Source organism: Leisingera sp. M658, assembly GCF_025144145.1.
GTDB lineage: Bacteria > Pseudomonadota > Alphaproteobacteria > Rhodobacterales > Rhodobacteraceae > Leisingera.
The window spans coordinates 673,925-688,435 of sequence record NZ_CP083546.1 but is presented as its reverse complement, the minus strand read 5'-3'; the positions used below and the strand labels follow the sequence as shown (position 1 = coordinate 688,435).

The 14,511-nt window shown below is 62.0% G+C and carries 16 protein-coding genes; 8 read left to right on the top strand and 8 right to left on the bottom strand.

The genetic code is table 11. The annotated features are described in order from the left end of the window. The first annotated feature begins 17 nt into the window (after positions 1–17). The 3 genes from K3724_RS03560 to phbB all read left to right on the top strand — a co-directional run bounded on the left by K3724_RS03560 (position 18) and on the right by phbB (position 3,458). Complete coding sequence (locus tag K3724_RS03560) at positions 18–857, top strand: EAL domain-containing protein (RefSeq protein ID WP_259990138.1); 840 nt, start codon at positions 18–20, stop codon at positions 855–857. Positions 858–1,371: 514 nt separating this feature from the next. Continuing rightward, entirely contained in the window at positions 1,372–2,547 is a 1,176-nt protein-coding gene (locus K3724_RS03555) for an acetyl-CoA C-acetyltransferase (protein WP_129369853.1), read from the top strand. Positions 2,548–2,735: 188 nt separating this feature from the next. Next, positions 2,736–3,458, top strand: coding sequence for an acetoacetyl-CoA reductase (gene phbB, locus K3724_RS03550; RefSeq protein WP_259990136.1), 723 nt, complete (start codon positions 2,736–2,738; stop codon positions 3,456–3,458). Positions 3,459–3,549: 91 nt separating this feature from the next. On the opposite strand, the gene K3724_RS03545 is transcribed toward phbB, so the two are convergent. Next, positions 3,550–3,711 carry a hypothetical protein gene (locus K3724_RS03545; protein ID WP_259990134.1) on the bottom strand — a complete coding sequence of 54 codons (162 nt, stop codon included), beginning with the start codon at positions 3,709–3,711 and terminating at the stop codon, positions 3,550–3,552. 112 nt (positions 3,712–3,823) lie between these two features. On the opposite strand from K3724_RS03545, the gene K3724_RS03540 reads away from it, so the two are divergent. Both K3724_RS03540 and K3724_RS03535 read left to right on the top strand, forming a co-directional pair. Then, a complete protein-coding gene (locus K3724_RS03540) occupies positions 3,824–4,771 on the top strand; it encodes a transcriptional regulator GcvA (protein WP_259990132.1) in 948 nt (315 codons plus the stop codon). Next, complete coding sequence (locus K3724_RS03535) at positions 4,768–5,631, top strand: DMT family transporter (RefSeq protein ID WP_259990130.1); 864 nt, start codon at positions 4,768–4,770, stop codon at positions 5,629–5,631. The genes K3724_RS03540 and K3724_RS03535 overlap by 4 nt, the downstream gene beginning before the upstream one ends. 94 nt (positions 5,632–5,725) lie before the next feature. On the opposite strand, the gene K3724_RS03530 is transcribed toward K3724_RS03535, so the two are convergent. The 3 genes from K3724_RS03530 to K3724_RS03520 all read right to left on the bottom strand — a co-directional run bounded on the left by K3724_RS03530 (position 5,726) and on the right by K3724_RS03520 (position 7,114). Continuing rightward, a complete protein-coding gene (locus K3724_RS03530) occupies positions 5,726–5,899 on the bottom strand; it encodes a YdcH family protein (RefSeq protein WP_259990128.1) in 174 nt (57 codons plus the stop codon). Between the two features lie 235 nt (positions 5,900–6,134). Further along, a complete protein-coding gene (locus tag K3724_RS03525; protein WP_259990126.1) occupies positions 6,135–6,902 on the bottom strand; it encodes a tRNA1(Val) (adenine(37)-N6)-methyltransferase in 768 nt (255 codons plus the stop codon). Continuing rightward, a complete protein-coding gene (locus K3724_RS03520; protein ID WP_134830625.1) occupies positions 6,899–7,114 on the bottom strand; it encodes a DUF2007 domain-containing protein in 216 nt (71 codons plus the stop codon). Before K3724_RS03520 ends, K3724_RS03525 begins: the two co-directional genes overlap by 4 nt. Positions 7,115–7,171: 57 nt before the next feature. On the opposite strand from K3724_RS03520, the gene K3724_RS03515 reads away from it, so the two are divergent. Continuing rightward, a complete protein-coding gene (locus tag K3724_RS03515; RefSeq protein WP_259990124.1) occupies positions 7,172–8,170 on the top strand; it encodes a polyprenyl synthetase family protein in 999 nt (332 codons plus the stop codon). 184 nt (positions 8,171–8,354) lie between these two features. Here K3724_RS03515 and K3724_RS03510 read toward each other — a convergent pair whose 3' ends face one another. The 4 genes from K3724_RS03510 to soxR form a co-directional block, all read right to left on the bottom strand. After that, complete coding sequence (locus K3724_RS03510) at positions 8,355–9,176, bottom strand: 4-(cytidine 5'-diphospho)-2-C-methyl-D-erythritol kinase (protein WP_259990122.1); 822 nt, start codon at positions 9,174–9,176, stop codon at positions 8,355–8,357. Next, positions 9,166–10,878: a tetratricopeptide repeat protein gene (locus K3724_RS03505; RefSeq protein ID WP_259990120.1), complete on the bottom strand. Its 1,713-nt coding sequence runs from the start codon at positions 10,876–10,878 to the stop codon at positions 9,166–9,168. Before K3724_RS03505 ends, K3724_RS03510 begins: the two co-directional genes overlap by 11 nt. 136 nt (positions 10,879–11,014) lie before the next feature. Beyond that, positions 11,015–12,664 carry an electron transfer flavoprotein-ubiquinone oxidoreductase gene (locus tag K3724_RS03500; protein ID WP_259990118.1) on the bottom strand — a complete coding sequence of 550 codons (1,650 nt, stop codon included), beginning with the start codon at positions 12,662–12,664 and terminating at the stop codon, positions 11,015–11,017. 193 nt (positions 12,665–12,857) lie between these two features. Further along, a complete protein-coding gene (gene soxR, locus K3724_RS03495; protein ID WP_259990117.1) occupies positions 12,858–13,313 on the bottom strand; it encodes a redox-sensitive transcriptional activator SoxR in 456 nt (151 codons plus the stop codon). A 96-nt stretch (positions 13,314–13,409) separates the two neighbouring features. Here soxR and K3724_RS03490 point away from each other — a divergent pair, with 96 nt between their 5' ends. Further along, entirely contained in the window at positions 13,410–13,790 is a 381-nt protein-coding gene (locus K3724_RS03490) for a VOC family protein (RefSeq protein WP_259990114.1), read from the top strand. Between the two features lie 249 nt (positions 13,791–14,039). Further along, positions 14,040–14,510 (top strand): transcription elongation factor GreA, encoded by a 471-nt coding sequence (gene greA / locus K3724_RS03485; protein WP_134830630.1) that lies wholly within the window; start codon positions 14,040–14,042, stop codon positions 14,508–14,510. Position 14,511: the final 1 nt, after the last annotated feature.

Below are 14,511 nucleotides of genomic sequence, written 5' to 3'. Positions count from 1 at the left end.
CAGGGCCCCAGCAGCACATGACCATACTCAACGCCAATGCAGATTTACCCGAAGGCTCTGAAAATCCGCTGAACGCAGCGGTGACCGGGCGCGACCGCTCCACCCTGGACATGGTTGCAGATGCGGTGCGCCACAATCAGACCGTGCTGGCCTATCAGCCAGTCATGCAGGCGATGGCACCGCATGGGGTGGCGTTTTACGAGGGCTACATCCGGGTTCTGGACCCGACAGGCCGGGTGATTCCCGCCCGTGAATTCATGCATGTGGTCGAAGACAAGGAAATCGGCCGCGAGATGGACTGCCTGGCCCTGCAGCATGGATTGCGGGCGCTGGATAAATACCCGCGGATCCGACTGTCTGTGAACATGTCGGCCCGCTCCATCGGCTATCAGCGCTGGGTAAACGTGTTGGACCGGTTCCTGAAACGCGACGCAACGCTGGGTGAGCGGCTGGTGCTGGAGATATCCGAGGCTTCGGCGATGGCGGCACCGGAACTGGTGACAGATTTCATGGGGCGGATGCAACAGCACGGGATCGCCTTTGCGTTGGACAATTTCGGCGCCAGCACCACCGCGATCGGCCATTTCCGCCAGTTTTTCTTTGATGCGGTCAAGATCGACGGCCAATTCGTTCGCGGCATCCACACCAGCCATGACAACCAGTCCGTTGTCCGTGCCCTGGTCGGCATTGCCAAACAATTTGACATGTTCACCGTCGCGGAATCGGTGGAAAGCCAGGAGGATGCGGAATTCCTTGTCGAAAACGGCGTTGATTGCCTGCAAGGCTACCTGTTTGGCGCGCCTTCCGTCTCGCCGCCCTGGATTGAGGACATGAAGCAGCGCCGGGAGGCAAGCTGAGCACGCCAGGGGAGCTGACACCGCGGACGGTCTCGGAAACCTCCCTGGTCAGAAGGTTCACATGGCCCCCATTCACGGGTGAGGACGTTCAGGACGCAGTTGAGGACAGGACACCTGCCGGCCCGGCCCTGCTCCGATCACGGCGCCGCAAAAGCGCCCTGCGAAGGGCAAGGGTTTCCTTGCGCTGCCTCTATCCTATTCACATCAGTGCCCCTGTCCTGCCAGCCCAGCAATTCCAGCGCATTCAAAGACCAGGCTGCTGACGCAGTTTGCGTGTTGTTTCGCTGCTTTGCGGAAGGTTCTCCTCCGGCTGACGGGAATCCTGTGCCGCGAGGCGTTTCTGGCGGTTGACTCTGCTGCCCCCCCTGAGACACCCTGTCAATTGCTGCACATGCAGCAATAGATTATGTCGGCACCCGGAGGATACGGGAAAGATTATTGCGCGCCCGATTTCACATCCCGCGCGCAAAGATCCCCCGGAAGACCTGAATTGATGGCAGAGGACCAGAAATCAATGACCAATGTTGTAATTGCATCCGCCGCGCGCACCGCCGTCGGCTCCTTTGGCGGCTCGTTCGCCAACACCCCTGCCCACGATCTGGGCGCAGCCGTGCTGGAAGCCGTGGTGGAGCGGGCCGGCGTGGACAAATCCGAAGTCTCGGAAACCATCCTTGGCCAGGTTCTGACCGCCGCACAGGGCCAGAACCCGGCCCGTCAAGCCCACATCAACGCCGGTCTGCCGCAGGAAAGCGCCGCCTGGGGCCTTAACCAGGTTTGCGGCTCGGGCCTGCGCGCCGTGGCACTGGGCGCACAGCACATCATGCTGGGCGATGCCTCGATCGTGGCCGCCGGCGGCCAGGAGAACATGACCCTCAGCCCCCATGCAGCACATCTGCGGGCCGGCCAGAAGATGGGCGATATGAAATATATCGACACCATGATCCGCGATGGTCTGTGGGACGCTTTCAACGGCTACCACATGGGCCAGACCGCCGAAAACGTGGCCGAGCAGTGGCAGATCTCCCGCGAGATGCAGGATGAGTTCGCCGTAGCCTCGCAGAACAAGGCGGAAGCGGCGCAGAAAGCCGGCAAATTCGCCGATGAGATCGCCGCCTTTACCGTCAAACACCGCAAGGGCGACATTGTGGTGGACCAGGACGAATATATCCGTCACGGCGCCACCATGGAAGCGATGCAGAAACTGCGTCCGGCCTTTGCCAAGGACGGGTCTGTCACCGCTGCCAATGCCTCGGGCCTGAACGACGGTGCTGCCGCCACCCTGCTGATGAGCGCCGATGAAGCCGAAAAGCGCGGTATCGAACCGCTGGCCCGTATCGCGTCTTATGCCACGGCCGGCCTGGATCCGTCGATCATGGGCGTCGGCCCGATCTATGCTTCGCGCAAGGCGCTGGAAAAGGCCGGCTGGTCGGTCGGCGACCTGGATCTGGTCGAAGCCAACGAAGCCTTTGCCGCGCAGGCCTGTGCCGTGAACAAGGACATGGGCTGGGATCCGTCGATTGTGAACGTGAACGGCGGCGCCATTGCCATCGGCCACCCGATCGGCGCCTCGGGCTGCCGGGTGCTGAACACGCTGCTGTTCGAAATGAAACGCCGCGGCGCAAAAAAAGGCCTGGCCACCCTGTGCATCGGCGGCGGCATGGGCGTTGCCTTGTGCGTTGAACGCCCGTAACCGGCACAAAACCGCAAAAAGTGAAGGACGCCCCTGCGGCGTCCTTTTTCTTTTACAAAACAAGTATATACTGTGGGTGCGACAATTTTCTTGCGGCACCGCAGAAAAATCATCACGCAATATTGTTGCGCCCGCAAAATGAAAACTGTAGCAAGATTACCAAGAGACTAATACTGGAGGATTCTTGAATGGCACGTACTGCACTCGTCACCGGCGGCTCCCGCGGCATCGGCGCAGCAATTTCCCAAGCGCTGAAGGCGCAGGGCTGCAATGTCGCCGCCACTTATGCCGGCAATGACGAAGCCGCGGCAAAATTCACCGACGAAACCGGCATCAAGACCTATAAGTGGAATGTTGGCAACTACGAAGACAGCGCCGCCGGCATTGCCAAGGTCGAAGCGGATTTGGGTCCGATCGACATCGTGGTCGCCAATGCCGGCATCACCCGCGACGCGCCGTTCCACAAGATGACGCCGCAGCAATGGCAGGAAGTGATCGACACCAACCTGACCGGCGTGTTCAACACCGTTCACCCGATCTGGCCCGGCATGCGCGAGCGCAAGTTCGGCCGCGTTGTCGTGATCTCCTCGATCAACGGCCAGAAGGGCCAGTTCGCCCAGGTGAACTATGCCGCGACCAAAGCGGGCGATCTGGGCATCGTGAAATCGCTGGCGCAGGAAGGCGCGCGCGCAGGCATCACCGCCAATGCGATCTGCCCCGGCTATATCGCGACTGAGATGGTGATGGCGGTCCCGGAAAAGGTACGCGAGTCGATCATCGGCCAAATTCCGGCCGGCCGTCTGGGTGAGCCGGAAGAGATCGCCCGCTGTGTCGCCTTCCTGGCGTCTGACGAATCGGGCTTCATCAATGGCTCGACTATCTCCGCCAACGGCGCGCAGTTCTTCGTCTAAACTGTTCCGGCAGTTGAAACGGCAAGGGCCGGTCCTGATGGACCGGCCCTTTTCCTATCCCGTAAGTGCCTTATCTCGAAACAGAGCGCGCTCAGGCCCAGCGGGAAATCTTGGGGCGGAGGGCTGGTACAGACCGTGCGCCAAACAGCCGGGTCCAGGCCAGTTTCAGCCCATTTTTCAGCACCTGACCGCGCTCGGTATGGGCACGGGCCATGGCAGACTTCACGGCGGCATCAGCAGAGTATTCCAGCATCTTCGGCCTCCTTTTCGGATCAGTATCCTTTACCTGCACCCAATATGAAGACGTTCCGTCAAACACACAAACGAGACTTTGCAGAGGTTCAGTTAAGCTGTACTTGTGTGAAATGTCTGACCGCCTGCCCCCCCTCACCGCCCTGCGCGCCTTTGATGCCGCGGCCCGTCACATGTCCTTTGCCAAGGCGGCGGAGGAGCTGAACGTGACCCCTGCGGCGCTGTCGTTTCAGATCAAATCACTGGAAGAGCATCTGGGCCAGCCGCTGTTCCGCCGCCTGAACCGCGCGGTAGAGCTGACTGAGGCGGGAAAGACACTGGCCCCCGGAGCGGCGGAAGGGTTCGAGGCACTGACCGCCGCCTGGCGCACCGTGCGCCGCCTGCAGGACAACACCACGCTGACGGTGACCGCCGGGCCGGGACTGACGGCAAAATGGCTGGCACCGCGGCTGTATGAATTTGCCCGTGCTCATCCCGAGATCGACCTGCGGTTTTCGGCCACGTTGCGGATGCTGGATTTTGTCCGCGATGACGTCGATGTGGCAATCCGGTTCGGCTATGGCCCGGATGAGGGGTACTACGTACTGCGGGTGCCGCCGGAATGGGTGACGCCGGTGATGTCGCCGGAGCTGGCGGAGCGCTATACCACGCCGGAAAGCCTGATGGAGGCGCCGCTGATCTTTGACGAATCCATCGATTTTCTGGACCCGCCCTGCGATTGGCCGGCCTGGTTCCGCACCCAAGGCATCGACTTTAAGCCGACCCATGGATCGCATTTCTCGCAAGCCGACCATGCAATCGACGCCGCTGTCACGGGTGCCGGCGTGGCCCTGGGCCGGCGCGGCATGGCGGTCACCGATCTGCATGCCGGCCGGCTGGTAGCGCCTTTCAAGACCGCAATTGAAACCAAAGCGCATTTCCGCTTTCTTTGTGCACCCGGCACCGAGACGCGGCCGCAGATCGCGGCGTTCCGGAACTGGTTTGTTGCCGAGATTGAAAAAACCGCCTACGTCTCGGAGGCTTTTGAGATCATTCCTGTCGAGGACATCCCGCCGCCATGACCAGAACCCGCGCGACTGCCATCGGCTTTATCGCTGTTTTACTGTGGTCGCTTCTGGCGTTGCTGACCGTCGGAACCGAGCCCGTCCCGCCCTTGCTGCTAAATGCGCTGTGCTTCACCATCGGCGGGACGCTGGGGATGATCTGGACCGCTGCTACCGGCAAGCTGGGCCAGCTGTGGCAGGTGCCGCTGAAGGTCTATGCCTTTGGCACCCTCGGTCTCTTCGGCTATCACTTGCTTTACTTTTCGGCGCTGCGGCTGGCCCCTGCGGCGGAGGCCGGACTGATCGCCTATTTATGGCCGCTTCTGATTGTGCTGTTTTCCGGCCTGCTGCCCGGCGAACATCTGAAGGCAGGGCATCTGGCCGGGGCCGGCTTGGGCTTTGCCGGGGCTGCCACCATCATCTCAGGCGGTGGCGAGGGGTTTCAGGCGCAGTATCTGCCCGGCTATGGGCTGGCGCTGCTCTGTGCGCTGACCTGGTCCGGGTATTCGGTGCTGTCGCGGCTGTTGGGCAAGGCGCCGACCAGTTCAGTTGCGGTATTCTGTCTGGCCACCGCGGCCGCCTCCTGGGGGCTGCATTTCGCGCTGGAGGAGACGGTTTGGCCTGCGGGCACGCTGGGCTGGGTCTCAACCCTGCTGCTGGGCCTTGGTCCTGTTGGGCTGGCGTTTTATGTCTGGGACATCGGCGTCAAACAGGGCGACATTCAGATGCTTGGCACCAGCAGCTATGCTGCGCCGCTCTTGTCGACGCTGATCCTGGTGCTGGCGGGCATTGCCGCCGCCTCCTGGGGGCTGGCGCTGGCGGCTGCGCTGATCACAGGCGGGGCGCTGATTGCGGCCAGGGCCGGTTCGGCAAGCTGACCGCAGGGGACTGACGCCCAAAATGAAAAGAGGGCCGCCACTCCGGGCAGGCCCTCCGAACCGTGTTGCCGGGATCTGTCCCGGCGGGAACTCTTCAGGCTACTTCAGCAGCCAACCGCTCAATCTCTTCCTTCAGCTTGAGCTTTTGCTTTTTCATTGATGCGATTTCCAGACCATCGGTACTAGGCGATCGCTGGGCCTGTTCCACTTCCATGCTCAGATGCTCGTGCTTCTTCTTAAGTTCGGTCAGATGCGAGCTAAGGCTCATGGCAACCCTCCTTCATTGAGCTAGATGTGTTTGACACCAAGGAGTGGACCACAAGTTTTTACGTCTGTCACGCCGCAGCCGCAGTATTTTTGTCATGAAATTTTCATATCGGCCATGCGCCGCGCATTTTGCCGCAGGCAAAGGCGCACTATGGCAGAAACCCGCCTGTCAAAAAGTCGCATAAGTTGAATACGGGCCGCCCGGACCCTATATTCGCGGCGACGGAAAACCCCCGCTAAACCGGCCAGGGCAAGGCCGCCGCTTCGCGCAGAACAGCCCGGATTTGCGGCTGATAACTGTCTCCGTCCCGCTCATGCCGGGTGCCTTCATGCAGAATCAGCGGCGCATGCAGCCGGAACTCCGCCCGGCCGCCCTTGCGCGCGCGCAGGATCACCAGCTCGGCTCCACGTCCCTGGCGCGGGGCCAGCGGCAGCACCTCGACCGAGCCAAGGCCGCCGCTGCAGGCCGCCAGCATATCCGGCAGCCGGTCGGCGCGCTGGATCATGTGCAGGTATCCCTTCGGCGCCAAACGGCGGGCGGCGGTTGAGATCCAGTCTGCCAGCGGCGTGCCCTCTCCCAGCGCGACCTGCCTGCCGGCATCGCGCGCCAGACTATGGGCACCCGGTTTGTAATAAGGCGGATTAGCAAAGACGTGACGGAACTGGCGCTGTTTCAGAACCTCCGGCAACGCTGATAAATCAGCCTCGAACACCTCGATCTCCTGACCGTTTTCCGCAGCATTGCACCGGGCCAGCTCCGCATAAGGCGGCTGCAGCTCAATCCCCGCCAGCTGCAAATCCGGCACCCGCGCCGCAAGGCACAGCAAAGCCTGACCGGCACCGCAGCCCAGTTCCAGAACCGCCTCGCCTGGCCTTGCCGGGACCGCTGCGGCCAGCAGCACAGGATCCACCCCCGCACGGTATCCCTTTACGGGTTGCCACAGCCGCACTCTGCCGCCAAGAAAGCCGTTGCAGCTCAGCGCGTCTTCCGCAAATGCGGTCATCGGCCCAGCGGGATTTCATTATCGCGCATCACCACCAACGCATCGTCGTAATCATCCGCGCGCACCATCAGGCGGCGCGGGAAAATTCCGATCCCGCCTTCCAGGATGCTCATATTTACGTCCATTTGAAAGCAGTCTATATCCTCACCCTCAAGAAGGGCGGAGGCAAAGGCCATGATCGTCGGATCGGTGCTGCGCAGAAGCTCTTTCATAGGATTGGATCTAAGGGCAAGGCGCCACCCTTGTCGAGCCTTGCGAGCGGGAAAGTGATGGACCAAGTGATGACCAGGAAGCCGCATGAAATGCTGGCCGCCACGCTAAGCCAGGAACTGGACGCAGTGAATGTGCTGATCCGCAAGCGGATGGCATCGCAACATGCGCCACGCATCCCCGAGGTGACCGCGCATCTGGTTGAGGCCGGCGGCAAGCGCCTGCGGCCGATGCTGACACTGGCGGCGGCAAAGATGTGCGGCTATCAGGGCGATCACCATCTGAAACTGGCCGCCACGGTGGAATTCATCCACACCGCCACTCTGCTGCACGACGACGTGGTTGATGAAAGCGCCCAACGGCGCGGGCGGCCTACAGCGAACCTGCTCTGGGACAACAAAAGCTCGGTTCTGGTCGGCGACTACCTGTTTGCCCGCAGCTTCCAGCTGATGGTTGAGACCGGTTCCTTGCGGGTTCTGGATATCCTGGCCAATGCCTCGGCCACCATTGCCGAGGGCGAAGTGCTGCAGATGACAGCAGCCTCGAACCTGAAAACCGGTGAAGACATCTATCTGCAGGTGGTGCGCGGCAAGACCGCTGCGCTGTTCTCGGCGGCGACGGAAGTGGGCGGCGTGATCGCCGGGGCATCCGAGGCGCAGGTGAAGGCGCTGTTTGACTATGGCGACGCCCTGGGGATTGCCTTCCAGATCGCGGATGACCTTTTGGACTATCAGGGCGACAGCAAGGCCACTGGCAAGAATGTCGGCGACGACTTCCGCGAACGCAAGCTGACACTGCCTGTGATCAAGGCGGTGGCGCAGGCCACGGTCGAGGAACGCGCGTTCTGGACCCGCACCATCGAGAAGGGCAAGCAGGAAGACGGCGACCTGGAGCAAGCACTGGCGCTGATGGCAAAGTACGGCACGCTGGAGGCCACCCGCGAAGACGCCAATGCCTGGGCGGCAAAGGCGAAGGCGGCACTTGACGCCCTGCCCGATCACGAGATCCGCAGCATGCTGCGCGATCTGGCCGGTTACGTGGTTTCGCGGTTGAACTGACGGGGCAAAGGGGGCGCTGCCCCCTCGGCCTTACGGCCTCACCCCCGGGGTATTTTGACCAGAAAGAAGCTGTTCAGCGCTGCAGCGCCGTGCGTGAGCGCGGCGCCCGGCCCAACGGCGGACAAGCATCTTTGATGCGCCGGGCCGCGGGCGGGAGTGCCCGTGTTCCGCCGCGCGCAGTGCTTCAGGTCAAAGTGACTGCACTGCACCACCACGCGGGATGCTCCGCCCCGATTTCATAGGCCGCAAAATGAGCGGCTTTCCTTGATGGGTAGAGCGCAAAACAGGTGGCGCCGGAACCGGACATGCGGGCCAGCAGCGCGTTGCGGGAGCAGCGCAGGTCCGCGAGCACCCGTTCAATTTCCGGCGCAACACTTATGGCTGGAGCCTCCAGGTCGTTGCGCTGTTCGCCAAGCCACGCGGCGCAGTCCTCAGCTGAGGCAAAAGCCGGAATGTCCTGCGGCATCGGCGGATTGTTGCGGGAGGCAAGTTCGGAAAACACCGGCCCGGTCGGGACATGTGCGCCGGAATTGACCAGCAGCGCGTGCAGCTCTGGCAGCTCCACCGGCGCGACTTGTTCGCCGATCCCTTGCATCCGGGCCGCGCGGGCGGCCATGCAGACCGGCACATCAGCACCAAGCGACAGCGGCAATTCATCGGGAATACCGCAGCCCTGCCCGTAAAGCGCCCGCAGAACGGCAGCGGCGTCTGACGAACCGCCTCCGATGCCTGCGCCATGGGGCAAATGCTTATTGAGGCTGATCCGGCCGGTCCAGCCTGCTCCCGCGGCGGCTTTCCAAACCAGGTTGCGCTCATCCGCCGGCACGCCTTCCGCAAACAGGCCGGAGACCTCCAGCGCCAGCTCAGGTCCTGGATCAAGCTGCAGCAGGTCCCCGGTGTCCGCAAAGACCACCAGCGAGTCCAGCAGGTGATAGCCGTCGGCGCGGCGGCCGGTCACATGCAGGGTCAGGTTGATCTTGGCAGGCGCAAAGACCTCAGCCGCCATTGGCGACCTTCAGGGGCTCAGCGCCTTCTTCGGCCAGCACCGCGTTCAGGCCGACCTCCAGCTTGCGGCGGATGCGTTCGGGGTCGGCTTCGCCGTCGGTATCTTCCGGATCAATAAAAGACAGCGCCCGCTTCCACTGGAATTCTGCTTCACGTTCCCGGCCCACGGCCCAATAGACGTCGCCCAGGTGGTCATTGACCACCGGATCCACCGGCATCAGCTCGACCGCGCGTTCCATATGGGCAACCGCATCGTCAAACTGGCCCATGCGGTAAAGCACCCAGCCCAGGGAGTCGACGATGAAGCCTGAATCAGGGCGTGCCGCGACAGCGCGTTCGATCATATCCAGCGCCTCGTCCAGCTTGCTGCTTTTTTCGACAAGCGAATAGCCCAGGTAGTTCAGCACCTGCGGCCGGTTCGGGTCCAGTTCCAGCGAGGCGCGGAAATCGGCCTCGGCCTGGTCCCATTGGTCCAGCCGCTCATGACAGATACCGCGGGCATAATAGAGGAACCAGCGGGTGCCGGACTCTTCAGATGTGTTGGCCAGCGCCTTGTCATAAGCGCCGGCAGCGCCCGCGTAATCTTCCTGCTGGCGCAGCAGATCGCCGAGACTGACATAGACGCTGGGCTGTTCCGGGAAGTCCCGCGCCAGCTGTTCCAGGACTTCGATTGCCGCGTCCGGTTTGGCGGCGCGGCGCAGCGCCTCGGCGCGGCCCATTTCAGCGGCGTGATAGTCGGGATGGCTGCTGGGCACCTGTTTGTAGGTCGCAACCGACAGCTCATAGCGGCCCAGCTGGTCCAGCAGCCCGGCGCTCAGCAGGATTGCGTCCACATGACCGGGGCGCAGTGAGGCCGCCATGCGGGCATACATCAGCACGTAATCGTTGGCTGTATCGCCATTCAGCGCTGCACCAAGGGTATAGAACACCTCAGCCACCCCCTCCCGCGGGCTGGGGGCGATGGTGTAGGCAAGCGTTTCCCCGGCGGCGAGCTGCGCATCCATGGCTTCCAGCCCGGGGTCCAGGCGGCTGCCGAAGGCTGTATTCAGCGCTTCACGAGCGTCATCGCTGCGGCCCAGCTGCGACAGGATCTGCACCCTTGCAACTGCCGCCCGGCGGCTGAGAGTGGCCAGGCGGCCATCCTCGGCGGCAAACAGCGCCTCGGCCCCGCCGTAGTCGCCGGCCGAGGCCAGCGCCAGTGCCCGGTGGTAAAGCACAAAGGGCCGCAGGCTGCCATCTTCGGCCAGCCGTTCAAAGGTCTTGAGCGCGTTGGAGATGGAGCCGTTGCCGATATGCGCCCAGCCTTCCAGCAAGCCGTCCACCAGCGGATGGATTGCTTCCTGTTCGGCGTCGCGATCCAGGATCGCCTGGAAATCACCATCTGCGGCATGGCCGCCTGCAATTATGATGTTGGCCACCTGGCTGCGGGCGCCGGATTGAAGCAGCCTTGCGGCGACCGGCACCGCCAGTTCAGCCTTGCCCATGGCGAGCTGCGCAAACACCACGTTTTCCATCAGCAGCGGGTTCTGCGGATCGCGGGCCAGGGCCTGTGTATAATACAGAGCCGCGGCAGCAAAATCGCTGTCATAGGTTGCGGCCCGTCCGGCCAGATAGGACCCGGCCAGCCCTTCCGCCTGCGCGGCAGGCACGGAAGCGGCCACCAGGGCCGCACAGGACAGGGTGCGAAGAATGGATACGGGCACGCGGGACCCCTTTACGATTTACTGCTCTTTGCTCTTCTAAGAAAGCGTAGTGCGCCGCCCGTCAACACGCAATGGGGCGGCCCGAGGGCCGCCCCATAAATTCCGGCAAAACCGCGCCGAAAAGCTGAAATTCCGATCACATGTTCGGGTAGTTCGGCCCGTCACCGCCCTGCGGCGTGGTCCAGGTGATGTTCTGGGACGGGTCCTTGATGTCGCAGGTCTTGCAGTGAACACAGTTCTGGAAGTTGACCACGAACTCCGGCTGGCCGTCTTTTTCCACCACCTCGTAGACGCCGGCGGGGCAATAGCGCTGCGCCGGTTCGGCGAATTTCGGCAGGTTGACCTGGATCGGAGTGTCGGCATTGCCCAGCTGCAGGTGGCAGGGCTGGCTTTCCTCGTGATTGGTCATCGCAAAAGACACGTTGGTCAGCCGGTCGAAGGACAGCACGCCATCGGGCTTGGGGTAATCGATGGGCTTGTGCTTGGAGGCTTCCTCGGTCGCTTCGGCGTCATTCTTGCCGTGGCCCAGGGTGCCAAAGAAGGAGAAGCCCAGCAGGTTGTTGGTCCACATGTCCAGCCCGCCAAAAGCGAGCGAGGCGGTGAGACCCCATTTGGACCACATTGGCTTGACGTTGCGGACCATCTTCAGGTCCTTGCCGATAGCGCCGTCGCGCACGTCGGCCTCATAGGCGGTCAGCTCGTCGCCCGAACGCTCGGCCTTGATCGCGTCAAAGGCAGCTTCGGCAGCGGCCTTGCCCGACAGCATCGCATTGTGGTTGCCCTTGATGCGCGGCACGTTGACCATGCCGGCCGAACAGCCCAGCAGCGCCACGCCCGGCGCGACCAGTTTCGGCATCGACTGCCAGCCGCCTTCGGTGATAGCGCGGGCGCCATATGCCACGCGCTTGCCGCCCTTCAGCAGCTCGGCCACCACCGGATGGTGCTTGAAGCGCTGGAATTCCATGTAGGGGAACAGATGCGGGTTCTTGTAGTTCAGGTGAACCACAAAACCGACGTATACCTGATTGTTGTCCAGGTGATAGATGAACGAGCCGCCGCCTGCGTTCTTACCCAGCGGCCAGCCCATGGTGTGGGTGACGGTGCCTTCGCTATGCTTGGCGGGGTCGATCTCCCAGATCTCTTTCATGCCGACGCCGTATTTCTGCACTTCTTTGCCGGCGGCGAGGTCGTATTTATTGATCACTTCCTTGGCAAGCGAGCCGCGCACGCCTTCGCAAATGAAGACATATTTGCCGTGCAGTTCCATGCCGGGCTCATACGACGGGCCCGGGGTGCCATCGGGGTTCTTGCCGAATTCGCCGGCAACCACGCCCTTCACTTCGCCGCCCGCGCCGTAAACCAGTTCCGAGCACGCCATGCCTGGGAAGATCTCAACGCCCATTTCCTCGGCTTGCTCGGCCATCCAGCGGCAGACGTTGCCCATCGAGACGATATAGTTGCCATGATTGTTCATCAGCGGCGGCATCGGGAAGTTCGGGATACGGACATGGCCGGCTTCGCCCAGCATCAGGAAGTTGTCTTCCTTGACCTTGACGTTCAGCGGCGCGCCCTTTTCCTTCCAGTCGGGGATCAACGCGTTCAGGCCGCAGGGGTCCAGCACCGCGCCCGACAGGATATGCGCGCCCACTTCCGAGCCTTTTTCCAGGACCACGACCTGCAGGTCGGCGTCCAGCTGTTTCAGGCGGATGGCCGCAGACAGACCGGCAGGGCCGGCCCCGACGATCACCACGTCGTATTCCATCGCTTCGCGTTCAATCTCGGCCATTTTGCGGCGCTCCTTGGCTTTTATTCGCTACCGGCCCCACAATGGTGCGTGGGCGCAATATTATTTCGCGGTTGCTTAGCGTTTGGCAGACCTGCCGGTCAATCCAAACTCCGCGTCAAACACCTGTAAAACAGGCAACTGAGACAAAAAGTGCGTCCAATTTCGTCATTCAAGGATCATTTTCCGCCGCAGCTCATGTCTCGGGCCGGTCTCCCATCAGGTATCGGGGTCCCTGCCCCTTCTGTGCAGCCTTGTCTTCGGGGTTGTACAGTTTGCAATTCGGAAGCGAAAGGCAGCCGCAGCCTATGCAGCCGTCCAAATTGTCGCGCAACCGCACCAAGGTTTCGATTCGCTGGTCCAGATGGCTGCGGAAGCTGTCCGAGATGCAGGCCCAGTCTTCTTTGGTGGGGGTGCGGCTGCCCGGCAGGCTTTGCAGGAAACCGCGGATCTCCGGCAGCGAAAAGCCGAACTGCTGGGCAATCATGATGAAACTCATCCGCCGGATGTCGGCCCGGTGAAACCGCCGCTGCCCGCCCGCATTGCGCCAGGGCTCCACCAGCCCCTGCGCCTCGTAATAGCGGATCGCGGACACGGCAAGACCTGTGCGGCCGGCCAGATAACCAATGGAAATCCCGGCGGATGACGGCATGGTGCACTCCCTGAAAAACTGCTTGAGCTAAAGTTAGGTTTAGGAATTAGAGTGAGTCGTATCAACAGATTTGCTCAGGCGAGAAGGAGATTTCCAATGAGCGCAGTTCTTGAACATGCAAACGTCACCGTGGCCGACCCCAATGCCACTGCGAAATGGATGAAAGAGGTTTTCGGCTGGCATGTGCGCTGGGAAGGCGAGGCCAAGAATGGCGGCTACACCGTGCATACCGGCGGCGAGACCAGCTATCTTGCGCTTTACACGCCGCGCACCCCCGCAGGCAAAGCGCCGGAGAGCTATGGCATTGTCGGCGGGCTGAACCATCTGGCGGTGATCGTCGAGGATTTGGACGCAACCGAAGCTGCAGTGAAGGCCGCGGGTTTCACGCCGATCAACCACGGCGACTATGAACCGGGCCGCCGGTTTTACTTTCATGACGACAACGGCATCGAATACGAGGCGGTGCAATATGATTGATATTCTATGGCAGGCGGGGCTCGCGAAGCTGCCCCTGCGCGGCATTTTTTCGCGCAATTCTGTGGAAAAGTCCCGCAATCCGCCCGCTTAGGCGGAATTGCGTGCCGGCAAGCCCCGCGCGCACTTGAAATCAGGTGCAGGATTGGGTCAGGTAATTGTCAACCGGACCGGAGGCCCCGCGGCTTATGCTGCGGGGCTGCGGTTTTCATACTGACAAGAAAAACCATAATAGCGACCTGGACCAATCTCATGGAAAAGATCCCGATGACCCCCACGGGTCACGCCGCGCTGGAAAGCGAACTGAAGAACCTGAAATCCGTCGAACGCCCGGCGATCATTCAGGCAATTGCCGAAGCCCGCGAGCTGGGCGATTTGTCGGAGAACGCCGAGTATCATTCGGCGCGCGAGAAGCAGTCCTTTATCGAGGGCCGCATCAAGGAGCTGGAAGGCATCCTGTCGCTGGCCGATGTGATCAACCCGGCCAAGCTGACAGGCGCCATCAAATTCGGCGCCAAGGTGACCGTGGTGGACGAGGACACCGACGAAGAAAAGACCTGGCAGATCGTTGGCGAACACGAGGCCAACATTGAGGCAGGCCTGTTGAACATCAAATCGCCGATTGCGCGTGCCTTGATCGGCAAGGACGAAAGCGACAGTGTGGAAGTGCGCACCCCCGGCGGCATCCGCGCTTATGAAATTCTCAAGATCGTCTATTCCTGAT